The 17660-nt window shown below is 46.9% G+C and carries 13 protein-coding genes and 2 pseudogenes; all 15 read left to right on the top strand.

Features of this window, described 5'->3' with window-relative positions:
* Positions 1 to 23 precede the first annotated feature (23 nt).
* The 15 genes and pseudogenes from ACM6JA_RS25345 (at position 24) to ACM6JA_RS25275 (ending at position 17456) form a co-directional block, all read left to right on the top strand.
* Positions 24 to 2696, top strand: coding sequence for a molecular chaperone (locus ACM6JA_RS25345; protein WP_414854612.1), 2673 nt, complete (start codon positions 24 to 26; stop codon positions 2694 to 2696).
* Positions 2697 to 2740: 44 nt separating this feature from the next.
* Positions 2741 to 3520: a DNA and RNA helicase gene (locus tag ACM6JA_RS25340; RefSeq protein WP_414854611.1), complete on the top strand. Its 780-nt coding sequence runs from the start codon at positions 2741 to 2743 to the stop codon at positions 3518 to 3520.
* A gap of 14 nt (positions 3521 to 3534) precedes the next feature.
* Positions 3535 to 4203 (top strand): hypothetical protein, encoded by a 669-nt coding sequence (locus tag ACM6JA_RS25335; RefSeq protein ID WP_414854610.1) that lies wholly within the window; start codon positions 3535 to 3537, stop codon positions 4201 to 4203.
* On the top strand, positions 4200 to 5624 hold the full coding sequence (locus ACM6JA_RS25330) for a contractile injection system protein, VgrG/Pvc8 family (protein WP_173611961.1): 1425 nt from the start codon (positions 4200 to 4202) through the stop codon (positions 5622 to 5624). The genes ACM6JA_RS25335 and ACM6JA_RS25330 overlap by 4 nt, the downstream gene beginning before the upstream one ends.
* Before the next feature lie 72 nt (positions 5625 to 5696).
* Positions 5697 to 6842, top strand: a complete 1146-nt coding sequence (locus ACM6JA_RS25325) for a pentapeptide repeat-containing protein (protein WP_414854609.1) — start codon at positions 5697 to 5699, stop codon at positions 6840 to 6842.
* Complete coding sequence (locus tag ACM6JA_RS25320; protein WP_414854608.1) at positions 6839 to 7390, top strand: imm11 family protein; 552 nt, start codon at positions 6839 to 6841, stop codon at positions 7388 to 7390. The genes ACM6JA_RS25325 and ACM6JA_RS25320 overlap by 4 nt, the downstream gene beginning before the upstream one ends.
* Complete coding sequence (locus ACM6JA_RS25315) at positions 7377 to 7799, top strand: DUF4280 domain-containing protein (protein WP_048034243.1); 423 nt, start codon at positions 7377 to 7379, stop codon at positions 7797 to 7799. Before ACM6JA_RS25320 ends, ACM6JA_RS25315 begins: the two co-directional genes overlap by 14 nt.
* A gap of 13 nt (positions 7800 to 7812) precedes the next feature.
* Positions 7813 to 10662: a contractile injection system protein, VgrG/Pvc8 family gene (locus tag ACM6JA_RS25310; protein WP_414854607.1), complete on the top strand. Its 2850-nt coding sequence runs from the start codon at positions 7813 to 7815 to the stop codon at positions 10660 to 10662.
* Between the two features lie 17 nt (positions 10663 to 10679).
* The gene (locus ACM6JA_RS25305; RefSeq protein WP_414854606.1) at positions 10680 to 11654 is read left to right on the top strand and encodes a hypothetical protein; all 975 of its coding nucleotides are present in this window, start codon (positions 10680 to 10682) and stop codon (positions 11652 to 11654) included.
* Between the two features lie 22 nt (positions 11655 to 11676).
* The gene (locus ACM6JA_RS25300; protein WP_414854605.1) at positions 11677 to 12132 is read left to right on the top strand and encodes a hypothetical protein; all 456 of its coding nucleotides are present in this window, start codon (positions 11677 to 11679) and stop codon (positions 12130 to 12132) included.
* Between the two features lie 209 nt (positions 12133 to 12341).
* A pseudogene (locus ACM6JA_RS25295) lies at positions 12342 to 14003 on the top strand (DUF6531 domain-containing protein); the annotation flags it as partial.
* 1218 nt (positions 14004 to 15221) lie between these two features.
* Positions 15222 to 15521, top strand: a pseudogene (locus ACM6JA_RS25290) (IS110 family transposase); the annotation flags it as partial.
* Positions 15522 to 15913: 392 nt separating this feature from the next.
* Positions 15914 to 16162, top strand: coding sequence for a hypothetical protein (locus ACM6JA_RS25285; RefSeq protein ID WP_414854604.1), 249 nt, complete (start codon positions 15914 to 15916; stop codon positions 16160 to 16162).
* A 211-nt stretch (positions 16163 to 16373) separates the two neighbouring features.
* Positions 16374 to 16910: a hypothetical protein gene (locus ACM6JA_RS25280; protein WP_414854603.1), complete on the top strand. Its 537-nt coding sequence runs from the start codon at positions 16374 to 16376 to the stop codon at positions 16908 to 16910.
* 78 nt (positions 16911 to 16988) lie between these two features.
* Complete coding sequence (locus tag ACM6JA_RS25275; RefSeq protein WP_414854658.1) at positions 16989 to 17456, top strand: DUF6985 domain-containing protein; 468 nt, start codon at positions 16989 to 16991, stop codon at positions 17454 to 17456.
* Positions 17457 to 17660 lie beyond the last annotated feature (204 nt).

Raw genomic sequence — 17660 nt, 5'->3', positions numbered from 1 at the left:
GGTCGGGAGAGAGGAGAGTTGGGATGACTACCTATTCATATAAGCTTCATCTCCAAAAAGGCAGCGGGGATGGAAATCAACGCAATCATCCAGGCGAAGCGACCTACACACAGGACGAGCTGATGGAGATGACGACCTTTCAGCTACGCAATATATGTTACAAGGAAAAGCTAGTCGGCTCTGTCGTGAACAATCTCGATCGGGAGGGACTGCTGCACACGATTCTGCGTTTTCGCGGCGCAGAAGAAAACCTCCTGATTGAGCGTGCTGTTCCAGGTGGTGTTGAACGCCTCGAAGCCGTACTCCACAAATATTTAAACACACCGATGCCAGGTGTAGATACGATCAAAATTCCAGCGAAGATGTGCTTGTACATGGGTCTCGCCATTGACAGGCTGGACAACTATCGCGTCGAATCCTCACAGGGCTTGTCCGAATCCAATGTGCTTCTGGTGAATGACCATATGGAGCTATGTGGCATTCTGCATCTGCACAAAGAAAAAGACGATAGGAGAGCGGGGCATTTTACGCTGCACGCTCACCAAGATGCTCAGTTGAGAAAAACCGTCAATCAAAACTATAGCCTGCTCTTTTTCCGCAAACAGGACTCGGAGTATTTGTACAAGGCGTATCACCAGGACCATCCGTTGCCGCCTGTCAATCTCCACTACTACAAAGTACCGGTGACTGACCTCGAGATCAGGGAATTGGAAGAAACAGATGCCGTTCTCGCGATTGATTTTGGTACCTCCTCGACGACAGCGGGTGCTTTTCTCGACCATCAGTATATCAGCTCCCCTTCTAGCAACGACTTGTTGAATGGACGCATACGCATGAATGCGATCAATTACGTCTCTTTCCCCGATACCACGCAAAAAAACGAGGAATGGATCGAGGTGCTGCCGACGGCTGTCAGTGTAGCGGATTGCTCCTCTCCACACGATGTTCGCTTTCACATCGGTTATGAAGCACTTCGGCACATGAAAAAGAACGGATACAGCACAAACGCGACCGTGTTTCAAGGCATCAAGCGCTGGGTGAACAGCTATCACAAGATCGAAGAGGTCATGGACAGCCAAGGGAATACCGCGACTGTGAAACGAAGCGACATCCTGCGCCAATACCTTCTTCACGTCATTCAAATGGCCGAGCATCAATTCAAATGCCGCTTTCGTCATCTGCATATCACGAGTCCGGTTAAGCTGAAAACGCAGTTTCTTGAGATGTTCACCGAGATTTTACCTGAGTATCGCATCGAATCAGAGCACGCCCTCGATGAAGGAATGGCCGTCCTGTTTAACACGATTGCGGATCAAATTGACAAAAACAGCTTTCTGGACGGTGAGACATATCAAGCGCTCGTCATCGATTGCGGTGGAGGAACGACCGATCTGTCATCCTGCCATTTCCGGATCGAGGACGGACATATCTCCTATCGCATCGATATTGATACGACCTATGAAAACGGCGACACCAATTTTGGCGGCAACAACATTACGTATCGCATCATGCAATTTATGAAAATCGTCTTTGCGGACTATTACGGAAAAGGGCGGCAACTGATCGACATCGACCAGATCATCGACATCCCCGGATCGGAAATATTCCGGTACGTGGATGAATACGGCGTCGACTCCGTCTATGAACGCTTCGAGGCGAGATATCGAGAAGCTGAGGCGATTTTGCCGACTCGCTACAAGGAGTACGAAAACAAGAGCCGGGACGAGTATCAGCGTGTCCGCAACAATTTTCACTTTTTGTGGGACCTCGCTGACCACATGAAAAAAGAGTTTTTCCGCCAGACTGGCATTCTGCGTAATCGCTTCACATCCGATACGGAAAATCGTCAAGAGCCTGATCTAAAGCTGACGGCAGTCGAGCGATGGGTGTTGTCGATACGGGAGGATGGTCGCTTCCGGGATGTGTTTGATTTTCCTGATGTCGTCTTCAACGCCAAAGAGATCAATCACCTGATCAAGGCGGATATTTACGAGATTTTGCGCGACTTCTTGGACGATTTTTACCAGCAGGGAAGGCTGGCTGACTTCTCGATCATCAAGCTGACCGGGCAGTCGTGCCGGATTGATGTTTTCCGTGAAGCGCTCAAAGAGTTTGTCCCTGGACGCAGTATCGAGTTCCGGCAAAAGTCGGAAGATGCGGGCAAGGTGCCAGACCTGAAGCTGTCTTGCTTACGTGGAGCACTGCGCTATCAAAGTGCCAAAAAGGCAGGCTTCATTGAAGCGAACATTACGAATCATGCGCCGATCGTCCCGTATTCCGTCACCGCCTTCACTCATAACAAGCAAGAGAGAGTGCTTATTCACAGTCAGGAAAAGCTGAGTCTCGTGCATGGCTCTATCTCGCGTCCCTACGGCGTGAGCGAGGTTGAATTTTATCTCAAGGAAAATGACGGCCAGCTGCGCCAACGGTACTTGTACATGGATGATCCTGCCCAATACAAAACCGTGTTGTATGAGGACATCGCGAGCAAGTACGGTACACATATCCCGCAGGATGAGACTGACTCGATTCAAAATGGCGAGTCGAAATACTTTGTTTTTGCGAGCGGTAGCGAGTGGGGATTCCATGTCGTGCCAGTAGCTCGTCTGAATGAACAGCTTGTTTTGGGGAAAAAGGTTTTCTTTGCTTTTGAGAGTGACTTGTCCGAGCTGGATTTCTTTGACGGGATGAAATGATCAAATAACCAGGCAGCTTAAATGAACAGGAAGGGGGAACAGCGGTGTTTTCCCATCTCTATCCCAATTTTCATAAAGGGCGAATTCTCAAGCGAGAGATGCTTGAAAATCTGCGTGATTACCCGCGGCATTTTGTAGATTTATACTTTCAGGATTATACAGACGGCATTATTTCCGGGATGGATATAACGATAGGCGAAGGGCACCTCACTGTCGGCAGAGGGATCGTCAAGCATCAAGGACGGATTTATTTGTTCGACCGCGAAGAGCGTGTCCCTTATGAGGCCACAGGTATGGAGACGGTCCTCAAGATTCGCTTTCATGAGGAGACTTCGCTGACTGACTACTACGTTTACGAGACGTCGTATATTCTCGATCAGGAGATAGAGTCACGCCCTGATGAAAGGGAGTTGGGGCGCTTCAAACTCAAGCAAGGAGCAAGGCTTCGCGGTGATTATCAGGATTTAGCCGATATGGCGACCGAATTCAATACGTGGAATATCGTGCATGTCGAACATGCCGGGAGAAACGAGCCAACACTTGCTCCTTACATCCTGCGGTATTTTGCCAATGAAATGCTGAAGACTGTCACCAATCACCCGTATGATCTCGCCTTTGTCATGCAGTGCTTGAATGCGGACAGAGTAGAGCGGGGACTCATTCTTCATTATATAGGCAACAGACTGGGGACTGGTTACCGCGAGTACACGAATCTACAGATTCTCAAATACCTCGCACGCATATTGGATGACGCCAAGAGTGGCGGAAAGTCCTCAAAAACGGAGTGGAAAACAGGCGGGCGTCAGCGGGTTATTGTTGATTAACGAGAGGATGGTGAATGGAAATGGCGCGCATGGATGAAAGCATTATCGGCATGTTGAATGAGCTTTCCGGTGAGGATGCACAGCCAGCAGCAATACGTTTTGGTCCGAAGGGCAAAAACCGACTGGATGTGGTGAACAAATCATTTATTACAGTCGGTGAAGAGAGAATTCCCATGGAGGACAAGCGCGTCCTCGACGATCTCGTACAGATTAGACTCCCAAAGACATTTTCCATCATGAGTCCAGAAGTAGCTGCTCTGAAGTATCCATCGGAACGTAGGCCTTCCCTGATTTTTACGAACGAAACAGCGTCAATTAACCTGGCGTTTACCTATACCGAGAGCAAGCTGATCGATTCTCCTGCACAGCTGAAGGCCTTCATGGATGTCATGAAGCAGGTTTTGCGGAGAACACAGCCGCTCGCCCGTTGGCAGGAGGAAGGAATACGTGAGATTGCGGGGACCAGCGTCGGATTTTTCGAGTTTGTTGCGCCCGCATTGGATACGGACATTTACAACCTGATCAGCTTTGTCTCCCTACAGGGACGCGCTCTTCTCTGCACGTTCAATTGCACGGAGCAGGAGCTGTCAGATTGGAAGTCGGTAGGCTGGGGGATCATGGATTCCTTGTCGCTCGTATCCACCAATTCGGATGAAAATGGGAAGGGAGAAGGGAAAATATGAGTCTTCCTGTCATTGCCTACAACAATTTGCAAATCTCTCCTTATCAATTGACGCATCTGGTAGAACTGACGATTACGAAAAAGATCAATGAGCATGCCCGCCTGACATTTACGGGGATTGTACCAGAAGAATTGAAGGACAGCTATGTAGAAATGACGGAAGCACAGACCCCGATCGAAATCAGTCAGGTGGATAACGAAGGCAACGCCACGCCGCTTTTTGCGGGGATCGTTCTGGAGATAGGCATCAAAGCCGTACGAGACGTGTATTATTTGTACGTCGAAGCCGTCTCGCCTACGTACAATCTCGACGTGAAGCGCAAGAGCCGTTCGTTTCAAAACAAAGCCATGACCTACGGTGCCCTTTTGAAAACAATCGCAGGAGAATACCCAGGCATGGACATTATGGACATGGCCTCCAATGGTGGGAAGCTGGGCTCCTTTACCATGCAGTATCAGGAGACGGATTGGCAATTTCTCAAGCGGCTTGCTTCGCGTTTTCAAACTGGACTGATGCCAGCATCCGTTTTTGAAAAGCCAAAGTTCAGCTTTGGTGTGCCAGAGGGTGCATCGAAAGGCAAGCTGGACGATTTTCATTATCGGGTGCGCAAAAATTTGAATGAATACCGCCATTCCTCGGAAAACGGGGTCAAGGGTGTGGATGAAAATGATTACATCTTTTACGAGGTAGAGACGGATCGCGTGCTCGATTTGGGCAACGGTGTTGATTTCAAAGGGAAGAGCCTGTATGTGTATGAGGCCCATACCGAGATGAAGAAAGGCTTGCTCAAGCACAAGTATTTGCTTGCGTCCAAAAAAGGAATGAGCCAAAAGCCGCTCCACAATTCGCTCATTGTAGGGGCATCGGTGCAGGGGAAAGTCATTGAAGTCTCAAAAGACAACGTCAAAATCCACCTCGATATCGATGAGAGCCAGAGCAAGAGCGAAGCGCACTGGTTCCCGTACTCTTCGGTTTATACAGCCGAAGGAAACAGCGGTTGGTATTGCATGCCTGAGCTCGATGACTACGTTCGCGTCTATTTTCCGAGCAACAAGGAAAGTGACGGGATTGCGATCAGCTCTGTCCGGAAAAATTCAGACGAGGGCGAAACGAACAAGCTCGGGAATCCTGATATCAAATACTTCCGTACGGCCAACGGAAAAGAACTGATGTTCAGCCCGTCGGAGGTATTGCTTAGCGCAAAGGACGGGGAAATCCTCATTCGCATGACCGACGCGGACGGCATCCAGATTTTCAGCAAGAAAAATATCAAGGTTGTCTCCGAAAAGGACATTTTGATGGACTCTGCCACGAAGGTGATTATCTCGGCGAAAGAGGAGATCAGTCTCACCTGCAAAGAGAGCAACATCAAGATGGACGGAAATACAAGCATCGTCGGGCAGGAGCTCAAAACCAATTGACACACATGGTTGCCACGCGGGTAACCGTGTGTTTGGTGTATGCAAAAACGGTGAGAAGAAGGGGGGATTGGCATGGAGAGAGAGGAAGCCTTGCAGCATTTCAAGGAGCACGAGGTGCCGAAGAGAACCATCGCCAGCCTGCATGCCTTGGATGCTTACTATCAGGCGAATAAAGAGAGGTTGGCAAAAGAATTTCTCCGTTCATTTGAAGCCATATGCCGACGCGTGGTTGATAAGCAGGGGCAAGGGACAAAGGGCAAACTGGCGCACTTGACCTATTCCATGCTGCGGACGGAGCTTCTTCTTGGAAGCAGTCATTATTTGCTGGAAGCTACGGACAGCAGTTGGTTTTTCGATCCGGTGGAATGTCAAACCAGCTATGATGCCAGCTGGGCTTTCCGCTTTTTGGATCGGCTCGCAGACGAATGGAACGAGGCTGCCAGAGCGTATGCCGGACATGTAAGACTTCCCGATATCGAACGGATCAAGCTCGTGGAGGCAGAGAAGTTTCATCAATATGTCGTTCACCTGATCCGTTATGCCATGGTGCAGGCTGTACAGCTGGAAGTCTTTCAACAGGTGGACAAGGAGCCGGAGCTGGAGGTGCGTGTCGGAGAATATCTGGATCAAAGCGAGATCGTGTATTGTCTGGACACTCGCCACAAAGATTCCGGGATGATCCGTGCTTGGCTGGAAGAAAAGCAAGAGCTGGAATACGGCTACAAGGTTTTGGCTGGCCTCGATCTGGGGCAAGGGCAATTCGATGGTCTTGATCTTCGTTATTCGGACCTCTCTGACAGTCAGTTAACGAAAGCAACCCTTCGCGAAAGTGTTTTAGTCGGAACGAGATGGCATCGTGCTCAGCTAAAAGCAGTTGATTTCGGAGACAGTCTCATCCATGGAGCGGATTTTACCAGAGCGAATCTACTAGGGGCGAGTTTTCGTGAAGCATCCGGGCCAAGGGGACTTTTGGAACCAGATGCGTGGGAGATGCCTGGTTTTGATGGCGTCTTGTTCGTCGGGGCGGACTTGACCGGGACTGATTTTACTGGAGCCGATCTGCGCGGAGCAGACTTTACAGATGCGATTTTGACCGGAGCGAATTTTAGCGGCGCGCTTTTGGAGAGAGCCGTATTCTCGCAGGAGGCAAGGGAGTCCATTCTGTTGGATGAGCTTCAGGAACGACATGTCATTTGGCGAGAGGGGAGTCAGGTATGAATTATTTCATCTTGTCACAGGACGAACGAATCGCGAGTGCGGTAGAGCCAACTAACGTTTTTGACGTCATTCAGCAGGAGTGGCTCACCCTGGATTATCAGGAAGAGCTGGGCGAGGCGATCATCCAGTTCGACATCAAGCAAAAGAAAGAGAACGACTACCTGGATTTTCTCGACAGACCGATTCCGCTCTATTCCAATCGCTTAAAGACAATCATCCACAAGTTCGCGCCGAAGCTGTTTGTCAAATCTGTCGTGCTGGTAGACAGGGAGCGGATCAAGCAGGATTTGTACTGGCTGATGATCCTGCCGCGTGTGAACTGCCTGTCCGAGCAAAGCGAGCTTCACAGGGACGGCTCCCTCAAAAGGCTGGTTCTCGATCCAGAAAAGATTGGGCGTCATACGATTTTTCAAATCGAAGGCATTCGCGAACCGTATATCATCATCGATTTGCGGCTAGCGGAAGCTTTGCTGCGCAGGGACTTTTTCGGTATCCGCTTGAAAAAAGCAGAGCAAGCAGGGAGGAGAATGAGTCATGCCCATGATTGAAGATGTTGATGTTGTACCGTCGTCCGCTCCGAAGAAAAGCTACGTCGTGGCGGGAGCAATTCTCACGTGCGACTACGGGAGCCAGAAGAACAAGCTGAAAACGCCGTTTAGTCATGGCGTTTACATTCGCAACCAGGCACAAATGAACGTGAATGACTATATGCCGCAAGTGAACATCATGCCGTTTGGCAAATGCAAATGCGAGAAAAATCCAACTGTCGCGGCTGCTACTGCTGCCAACAACGGCGTACTCAAGCCAATGCCATGCGTTCCCGTGGTCACGATGCCCTGGATCGATGGCAAGGCAGATGTACTCGTGGAAAACCATCCCGCCCTGTTAAACACCAGCACGAACATGTGCATATATGGAGGCTGCATTCGCATCGAAGACGACGGACAGGAGCAATAGTGAGGGGGATTGTATGAATACGACAGAGAAGCTGGCTGGCTACGAGAATATCCAGTTGGTCTCACCCTTTGAAATCCAAAGCCTGCAAGATGTCAGAATCGTGAAGAAAGTCAATGAGCACGCCAGACTGTTCGTCACCGCAATTATCCCGGAGGAAAAAAGCGACCGTTACATTGAGATGGCGACGAGTGAGGATGAAGTTGCGCTGAATTTGGTGGAAAACGGTTCGCTTACGAAGACATTGTTCAAAGGACTCGTGGATTCCGTCAGTGTCAACTTTGTTCACGGCGTGTACCATTTGGAGCTGGAAGCGGTCTCGTATACACAGCGAATGGACGGACAGCGCAAAATGCGCTCTTTTCAGCATAAACAAATGACGTATACCAGTCTGCTCGATGAAATCACGAAGGACTATCCCGGTTCGGATTATTTGGACCATGCTTCGAACGGAGCGCCGCTTGGGACCATCGCCATCCAGTATCAGGAGACAGATTGGCAGTTTTTAAAGCGACTGGCCTCCCGCTTCGGCTCTATTCTCATCGCTGAAGCAGTCGCGGATAAGCCAAAGTTCTGGTTCGGCATGCCCGAGGGACGCACTGCTCAACTGACAGACGCCAGCTACACCATCAGCAAAAGGCTATCTCCCTATATGGAAACGACCGAAAACGGCTACGCGGCAGGTATGTCGGAAAACGATTTTCTCACCTATGAAGTAGAAAGTGGACAGGTCCTCCAGCTCGGGGACCGCGTGAACTATCAAGGAAAAGAGCTGGTCGTCGCCGGGTCAACAACAAGGATCGAACATGCCCTTCTCATTCACACCTATCAGCTCATGCCCGAAGCAGGCATCCGGCAAAACCCCATCCGCAACGACGACATATGTGGTGCTGCCCTGGAAGGCAAGATCATCGACATCCAGAAGGACACCGTCAAAATTCACCTCGACATCGATCCGAAGCAGCCCAAGGCAGAGGCGAGCTGGTTCCCGTATGCCACGGTCTACTCGGCGGAGGGCAACAGCGGCTTTCACTGCATGCCGCAAATGGGCGATTCCGTCAAGCTGTACTTCTCCACGCCAGATGAAGAAGGTGCCATGGCAGTCAGCTCCGTGCGAAAAGGGGGAGGCAGCACGGCGAAAACGGGCAATCCCGGCATCAAGTACTGGGGAACCAACTTTGGCAAAGAGCTGATGATGGGCGGCAAGGAGCTCGTTCTTACTGCCAAGGAGAGCAAGGAAGGCAATATTTTTATCAAGCTGCACGAAGAGGACGGCATCGAGATTCACAGCATGCATCCGATCGTATTTTCCTCGGAAAAGGATATGGAGATTACGTCAGATACCAAGGTTGAGATCAAGGCCAAGGAAGCGATCTACCTTATGTGCAGCACCAGCAGCATGATTTTGGACGGAGAAGTGGATCTTCAAGCGCCGAAGATTGAGATGGTCGGGCTGACGAAGGCGCCTGTGGTTGTGGAGGATTTGCCGCAGGAGGAGGAAGAAGAGGAAGAGGAGCAGCAGGAAGAGGAAGAGTCTGGCTGGGGTGGATTTCTGGATGGTGTACAGCTAGCGCTGGATGTTGTGGGACTCATTCCGGGTTTGGGAGAAATAGCGGACTTAGCGAATGCAGGGATCTCGCTCGCACGTGGAGACTATGCAGGAGCGGCGCTATCTCTGGCGGCGTGTATCCCTTTTGCAGGCTGGGCGGCAACCGGAGCCAAGCTGGGAGCCAAAGCGCATAAAGCACTAAAGGGAACGAAAGCGGGACAGAAAGTGCTTGAGGTAGCAGACTCAGCGGCGGATGTAGTGAAGAACGTAGCAAATGTCGTCGAAAGCACCGTAGGGAAGGTCTGGACGGCTGCCCGCAAAACACTAGACGAGATGGATGTGATGCAAGCCGTCCAGCGAATCAAGGAGCAGTTGTACGCTAGCGTCATGGCCGCAAAAGATGCAATCATCAACAAGGCGAAGCAGATGAAAGAACAGCTCAAGCAAAAAGCTAGGAAGCTACGCGATGATATGCAAGAAGGCTTGCAGAATTTAGCGGATAGTTTAAGTCCTCAGTTACAATTGGCGGAAGGGTTTCCAGTAAAATTCTCGAATAAAAAAGATGTGGTGGAGCTTGCCCCTACGGAGAACCAACTGAAGTGGCGCGAAACATATGGTGGACCGAATGGACAGAAGCCTAATCAAAAGCCACCTGAAACCGATGGGACGAGTAAAGGTGGTTTAGGTGGTAAAAAGGCTGAAGATATCGAAAAAGAAATTAAGGATTTAGATGAAGAAATAGCGATATTGAAAAAACAAGGAAATGAAGATGAACTCAAGAGATTAACCCGAAAAAGAAACAAATTGGCCAATAAACTAGATACTAAAGATGATATTAGTAAGAATTTCGACTTAAAATCTGCGAAGGAGTATGAGCGAAAAATCGATAATTCAAAACATTTCCCTCATGATAAAGGTGATTTTGGAGAAGAAGTAACAAAGATTGTAGCGAAAGATAATGGCTTAGGTGATGACGTTTCAGAAATGTTCCAAGTCGGGAGAAACGGTATAGATGCTGCATTCCTATCAAAAGGGCCGCCACCTAAGTTAACATTGATTGAATCGAAAGCATCAGATTCAGCTAGCTTTAGTTATTCCGATAAACAAAAATTGGGCGGAGAAAAATATTTCCAAAATATGATTGATAGTGGTGATGCCAGGTATGTGGATTTTGCTCGAAAATTAAAAAAATTAAAAAAAGAGAATCCCGGACTTCAATATGATTTTATTAGAGTAGAAACAGATATTAAGATAACCAAAACTGGATTCGGAGTAGATGAATTAAAAGTAAAAGATTGGAGTAAAGAAATCGAGTAACCATAAGGAGAATTAAAATGCTCAACCCTAAAAAATTAGAAATGGCGTATAAAAGATACAAGGAAAATTTTACAGATGGTATCCGATATGAAGATATAAAAGAGGAATATGATGATAGCAAGAGAGAAATCACTGATATAGTGGAATACAATACCGTAGAAAAGGATCATATTTTACTAATAAATTTAGCCTCAATTTATTCATATCACTTGTCAAAATGGAAAAACGATGTGCTGGCTAATGGCGGAAGTCAAGCGGAAGGATTAAAAAACATGCAAATGGTAGTATTTTATCAGTGCATGGGGCAAGATCTTTATAAAATCCGGTATCCGCAAATGATAGTAGAATACTCTTTTAAGGGAGTTTTAGCATCTTTAATTCATTTCACGATGTTTGGGTGGGAGAAAGAAGAAAATATATTATTTGATTTTATTGTTGATCATTTCGGCGGGCCTTTAATGGAGGTAAGTGATGACAACAAGCATACTTGGTTTTTACTTGAGTTATACTTGAAATATAGAAATAAAACAATTATGGGGACAAATCAAAAATTACATTTAACTGTTAAAGAAAAGTTTAAGAAAGCTGGGCTACAATGCGGTTTAATACCTGAAGATCTAGATGTTTATAGTGAAGTGTTGGAAAGATGGTCAACACCTAGTTCGGAAGAAATCGAAAATTTGGTCGGGAAAATGGTGTTGTATCATTCACAATTAGCCTCAGAAATAGGACAACTAGGTGAATTTGGTGACTTCAGATATGGATTCTATCCTTTTGAAATTTTGTTCTTGCTTTATGTGAGGAAACAAATGGATTTGTATGTCCCGAAACAATTTGAAGATCTATTGATGAATACCCCAGAAGCGAAGATGGTGTTTGGAGACCCTGAACCATACCCTGAATGGGACCCTTTGTTGCTCCAGATAGATAATTTTTATCGTAAAAATTACCCAGAATATATCCCGAACAAACATGGAGTATTGTTTCGATAAATAATATACGGGGGAAGTCAATATGTATGGTCAAGGTATAGCACAGCTGATATTCCCAGATAGCAAAGATTTAGAAGAATTTATTAGTGATCATGAAGAGCTGGACTTACACGAAAGCTTATTAAAATATGGACTGTCCACAAAGAAATTTTTGTTTCTTGATTATAAAGGTGAGCAGTATCAGGAGATCGTCAATTATATTCTGGATTATGAATTCAGTCTTCAAAATGAATTAGCTTCACAAGAAGAACTTGAAGAGCTCGGAAATTTTGAGTATGAATATGTACCTGAAAAGATAAGGGAAGCAAACAGGATACTATCACAAAGGGGATTTGGATTATTTACTTATCCGACCTCTGGTGACTTTTATGCATTATTCATCGCCCGGCTGGAGAATAAAACAAGATTACTGGAAGTAGAGCTACTTGCTGACGAAAGAATTCCTTTAAAAGAAAGATATATAAAGTATTATTCCTAAGATGGAGAAAACTGCTGATCCATGATTCAAAAGCGGCAGTGACTACGTGGAGACGAGGATTTTAAAACAAAAGAATATTATTCTAGCATTGGTAGACAGGTCAATCATGTGCATTTACTAACATGATTGACCTGTTTTTTTTGTAACTTTTCTTTCCAGCTCAACTAACAGACGCTAGCTACACTATCAGCAAAAGGCTATCTCCCTATATGGAAACGACAGAAAACGGCTACGCGGCAGGTATGTCGGAAAACGATTTTCTCACCTATGAAGTAGAAAGCGGACAGGTCCTCCAGCTCGGAGACCGCATGAACTACCAAGGCAAAGAACTAGTCGTCGCCGGGTCTACAACGAGGATCGACCATGCCCTTCTCATTCACACCTATCAGCTCATGCCCGAAGCAGGCATCTGCCAAAACCCCATCCGCAACGACGACATATGTGGTGCTGCCCTGGAAGGCAAGATCATCGACATCCAGAAGGACACCGTCAAAATCCACCTCGACATCGATCCGAAGCAGCCTAAGGCAGAAGCGAGCTGGTTCCCGTATGCCACGGTCTACTCCGCAGAGGGCAACAGCGGTTTTCACTGCATGCCGCGAATAGGTGACTCCGTCAAGCTGTACTTCTCCACGCCAGACGAAGAAGGTGCCATGGCAGTCAGCTCCGTGCGAAAAGGGGGAGGCAGTACGGCGAAAACGGGCAATCCTGGCATCAAGTACTGGGGAACCAACTTTGTCAAAGAGCTGATGATGGGCGGCAAGGAGCTCGTTCTTACTGCCAAGGAGAGCAAAGAAGGCAATATTTTTATCAAGCTGCATGAAGAGGACGGCATCGAGATTCACAGTATGCATCCCATTGTTTTTTCTTCGGAAAAGGATATGGAGATTACGTCAGACACCAAGGTTGAGATCAAGGCGAAGGAAGCGATCTACCTCATGTGCAGCACCAGCAGCATGATTTTGGACGGGGAAGTTGATCTTCAAGCGCCGAAGATTGAGATGGTCGGGCTGACGAAGGCGCCTGTGGTTGTGGAGGATTTGCCGCAGGAGGAGGAAGAAGAGGAAGTCGTTGAGGAGGAGGAAGAAGAGGAGAAGTCTGGATGGGGCTTCCTCGATAGCTTACAGCTTGGACTCGATATCGTGGGGATGATCCCTGTCATCGGGGAAGTGGCAGACGTCGTCAATGCGGGGATATCTGTCGCACGTGGCGACTATGCGGGTGCCGCTATGTCCCTTGCAGCCGCGATTCCAGGTGCGGGTACGGCAGTAACTGCGGCCAAGCTGACGACGAAAGCAGTGAAGACAACAAAAGCGATGACCAAGGCAACGAAAGCGGTCAAGGCGACGGCCAATGCAGCAAGCGCAGTGAAAGGCAAGGTCGTCACTGCTGCGCGGAACATTCAGGAGAGTATGGATAAGCTTGCCGCTGTGCAGAAGCTGAAGAAGAGCATGGTCGGCAAGTTCATGCAGAAACCTGTTGTGAAAGAAGTGCTCAAAGAAGCCGGATCTGAGGCATTAGATTATGCAACGGACGGTGTCTTCTCGACCGTAACGGGAATGGCCTGGGCTCGGAAAAGAATCAAAGGGAAGCACAAGAAACCAGGCAAGGTAAGAAAGATGAACGTCAAAAAAGTAAAACCGAAAAGCTGCATCAAAGACCCGATCCACGGCGGCACCGGAGCGCAGTTTATCGTTCATCCTGCCCTCAAGCTGTATGGAGCCGAGACGTGGACGTTTGAGCTGCATTACAACTCCCTGCTTTTGCAAGAGGGAGCACTGGGAAAAGCATGGACACACAATTACGAAATGCGCCTGGAATTCCTGGATGAGACACGCGAAGAAATTACGGTGTGGTGGAATGCTGGCCGGGCCAATACCTTTACTCGCGTTCAGGACGGATTATACCGGTCCAGCGATGCGGATGTCTTTTTTGACGAACTGCGGGAAAGACAAGACGGCTATACGCTGTGGGTCAAGGAAACGAGAGAGACGTACGATTTTGCCAGAAATGGACAAGCACTTCGCCATACGGTGGCTGCCGGAATGTCGCTGCTCTTCAGCTATGACCAGCATGGCAGGCTGAATCGCTTGACAGAAGAGCGGAGTCGTCGAGCGTTTTCAATGGAGTATGGGGCGGATGGTTTGGTGTCAGCATTGTCCGATGGGACTCGCTCCCTTCGCTTTTCGTATGATGCCGACCGCAGGCTGACTCGCTACACCAATCCGAATGGTGTTGTCACTGACTTATCCTATACAGGAAATGACCAACTGGAATCTCTGGCATCCGATGGCGTCATCGTCTACACGAATACGTTTGACGAAGAAGGGCGCATCATCTGCCAGACAGACGCGGCGGGCATCCCTGGTTATATTCATTACGATACCGAGAGCCACCCTGGCATGATGGTCACGACCTTCACAGACGGCAATGGGCATGTCGAGATCATGATCCATGACGACAATGGCCAATTGCTGGAGAAGACCGAGAAGGATGGAACCGTCACCAAATACTCCTATAATGAGTGGGGACAAACGACTTCTGAAACAAACGGAGCGGGCGAAACAACCACTTACACGTATGACCATCGCGGGAATCTGGTAAAGGAGACAGATCCTCTTGGCCATACAAAGACGTATACGTACAACGAAAATGACCTACTGACAGCAGAAGAAGACGCGGAAGGCGGAGTCACGACTTACGCCTATGATGAACACGATCGGCTGGTCAGCATTACACGACCAGACGGCTGCACCTCTTCCATCGGGTATAACGAATATGGGCAAAGAAGCACTTATATTGATTTTACAGGAGCAAAAACTACTTATCATTACGATGGACAGGGAATGCTCGTTTCCGCTCAGGACCCAGAGGGCCGCATCTTCCGTGTTGGCTTCGACCCTACAGGCAGGATGACAACCTTTACAGATGCTTTTGGGGGTTCGCTACGTCAGGTATTCGATGCCAATGATAATCTTGTAGGTGTCATAGATCCTCTCGGAAGGATGCATTCCTTCACCTACGATACACAGGATTGTCGGGTAGAGGAGACTACGCCGAGCGGAGTATCGACGAAGATCGATTTCCTGCGTTTTGCAGGAATTGTTCCTGTCTTGCTTTATTCGGGTGGAAAGGGTAATGAACAGAAGGGCAAGCAGGGAAATCGCACCTTACAAGGCATCTTCTATAACCTTGCTATCCAGCAGGTGAAAGTCTCTAAAGTAAGCAAACTCCCCCGTAACCCTTTACTATGAAAGAAAGCAAGAAGAAGGCAAACGAAAGGACAGGCGTTAGTCTGGATCATGCGGCGACTGGTCAACATTATCTACGGCATGATGAAGATCAAGACTCCGTACTTTGCTCCGCCCCTCGTCGAACAAGTAGCCTGATCATAATAGAATGGTAGTAGTTGGAAAATATGACTGCCACCATCCAGGAGAGGGTTAAACCTTATGCTGACATGATTGAGGTTAGCTCTACAGATGGAAATGTTCATATGTATGTTGAATTAGAAACTAAAGCCGAGAAGATTAAAGTGAGGATGAGTTTTAGAGATCCGATATTACAAAGTGACTGAACAATAACGACCTTCCTAATTGGGGAACTAAGGAGCCACCAATACCAAGGTGGTGATATAATGTTTGATATTAAAATTGATATCTATAAATTAGAAAGTGATTAAAAAAAATTATCTAGTTGGGAAGATTGGTACAAAATTGAGAAAGATATTTTTCATACTGATGAATGGCCTAGAACATCCTTTGATAGATTAGAAGAAGATTTGGATAGACCAGTACAAATAATAAAGGGGTGTGAATGGGAACCAACTACTGATTCGTTTGATATTTCTCCTAAAGTTAGTCATTTATATGAAAAAACCAGACAAAAAGTATTTGCTATTCTGGAAACTGAAGCGGATGAGGAAAATAGACAACATCCAGAATTGTACGGCAAAGGTGTATCTATTGCAGGATTTGGACAAGAGATTTTTCGAAACAAGAATGCCCAAAATGCAGTAATGAGTTACTAAAATTCCCACTTAATGAATGGGATTAGGATTAGATATTCCTTTTCTAAAATGAAGGCTATTTTATAGTTTTGAGAGGAAATACCCAGCACCTTGATTGGCTGCTTGCCTTTCAAGGTTTCATTTTTTGGTGGATGGTGACGAGCGAATTAACCATTCAACCAAAAGTTTTCAGAATAAATAAAAGAGTTAAAATAAAAAGGAGGTGGAACTTATGACCGAATTGTTGATCGAAAAAATAGATAAACTTGCTGAGATATTAAGTGATGACCCATTCAATCTGAGCTTTGCTGAAATTGTTAAAAGTCCCACTTCGAAACAATTCACAAATATCGATTGTAGTATTTTGAAAGATTACTACGTGATTACAAATAGATATGAGATAGTAAATGGAGGAGTTATTACTATATTTGGTCAAGGGAGAGTTAACACTATTCGGTCCTATGAAGAGGACATGAAAAGCATTGACGGTGATTGGATGTGTATAGGAAAAATTGAAAGAAACCCTCTGTTTATTCATAAGGCAGATGGTCAGGTAGCTTGTTTATTAGGAGATCCATTCGATCAAAATTATGTTTTGGAATCATATGGAGACGTCCTTAACTTTTTAGAAAACTATCTTTTAGGGGAACAATATAGCGAAATTGGGTTGAAGTTCGTTGAATCTGGAGGGAGTATAGGTACGATTGGCTCTAAAGATGATGAATGGTACAAAGTGCTAGAAGAGATTGGGTACACAAGAAGAGCTTGAGAATTACTCAAACTAAAGAGGTACGGTATTACACTGACTTTCATGATGAGGAAAAACAGCAGGGAAGGAGATTGTGTCATGATCATGAACGATCCGGTTTTTGGTGAGCTTTCATATTTTCTTGTTTGGTCAAAGGACGCGACCATTCATTTTTGCGGGAAAGAAACCGAGATAGCACTCACTGTTAAAGGTGAGGAAGACGGTAAATTTGATGAAGAGCAATACATGGCTTATCAATCATTCATGCAAAATTGGGAGCATCTACAACAGAGTGTTTTGCAAGCGATCCTCGACTACTACAAGCAAAAGCGGCATGAGCTCGGGTATGATATTGAATACCATGAAGATTATCCCTTAATTGAAACACAAGAGCAACTACTCGAAAGAGTCGTTTTGCTTGAAATTGTTGTTCCCTATGGAGATATTTTTGAAGGGCGAGATATCGGATTACTCTTCGATTGCACCTGGGACGAAGAAAATGGTCTAGGACTTCGCCTTCTAAATGAAGAAGTAACGGAAGTCGGCTACCAGGATGTTGCCATTTAACCTTTTGTATGAAAAGTGGAATCATGATAGAATGAGAATGTTGTGCTCTAAATGATAGCAGGAATTCTGCAAGTGAAACTAGATTACACCAAGAACGGTTATATCAAATAGTTTTCACTGAGTGACAATCCAAATCGGCCCAGGCCATTCCTGGGTTTTTTGCGTTTTCCCCAAATCCCACACTTTCCCCTTACTTTTCACGAG

This window comes from Brevibacillus sp. IT-7CA2 (genome assembly GCF_949767855.1).
In the GTDB taxonomy this organism is placed as follows: domain Bacteria; phylum Bacillota; class Bacilli; order Brevibacillales; family Brevibacillaceae; genus Brevibacillus.
Note: the sequence above shows the minus strand (reverse complement) of the source record. Positions and strands in the feature narration are given on the sequence as shown.

Coding starts and splice junctions, on each gene's coding strand:
- ACM6JA_RS25280 (WP_414854603.1), top strand. CDS start 16,374: ATGACCGAATTGTTGATCGAAAAAATAGATAAACTTGCTGAGATATTA.
- ACM6JA_RS25300 (WP_414854605.1), top strand. CDS start 11,677: ATGTATGGTCAAGGTATAGCACAGCTGATATTCCCAGATAGCAAAGAT.
- ACM6JA_RS25305 (WP_414854606.1), top strand. CDS start 10,680: ATGCTCAACCCTAAAAAATTAGAAATGGCGTATAAAAGATACAAGGAA.
- ACM6JA_RS25335 (WP_414854610.1), top strand. CDS start 3,535: ATGGAAATGGCGCGCATGGATGAAAGCATTATCGGCATGTTGAATGAG.
- ACM6JA_RS25320 (WP_414854608.1), top strand. CDS start 6,839: ATGAATTATTTCATCTTGTCACAGGACGAACGAATCGCGAGTGCGGTA.
- ACM6JA_RS25325 (WP_414854609.1), top strand. CDS start 5,697: ATGGAGAGAGAGGAAGCCTTGCAGCATTTCAAGGAGCACGAGGTGCCG.
- ACM6JA_RS25315 (WP_048034243.1), top strand. CDS start 7,377: ATGCCCATGATTGAAGATGTTGATGTTGTACCGTCGTCCGCTCCGAAG.
- ACM6JA_RS25330 (WP_173611961.1), top strand. CDS start 4,200: ATGAGTCTTCCTGTCATTGCCTACAACAATTTGCAAATCTCTCCTTAT.
- ACM6JA_RS25310 (WP_414854607.1), top strand. CDS start 7,813: ATGAATACGACAGAGAAGCTGGCTGGCTACGAGAATATCCAGTTGGTC.
- ACM6JA_RS25345 (WP_414854612.1), top strand. CDS start 24: ATGACTACCTATTCATATAAGCTTCATCTCCAAAAAGGCAGCGGGGAT.
- ACM6JA_RS25275 (WP_414854658.1), top strand. CDS start 16,989: ATGATCATGAACGATCCGGTTTTTGGTGAGCTTTCATATTTTCTTGTT.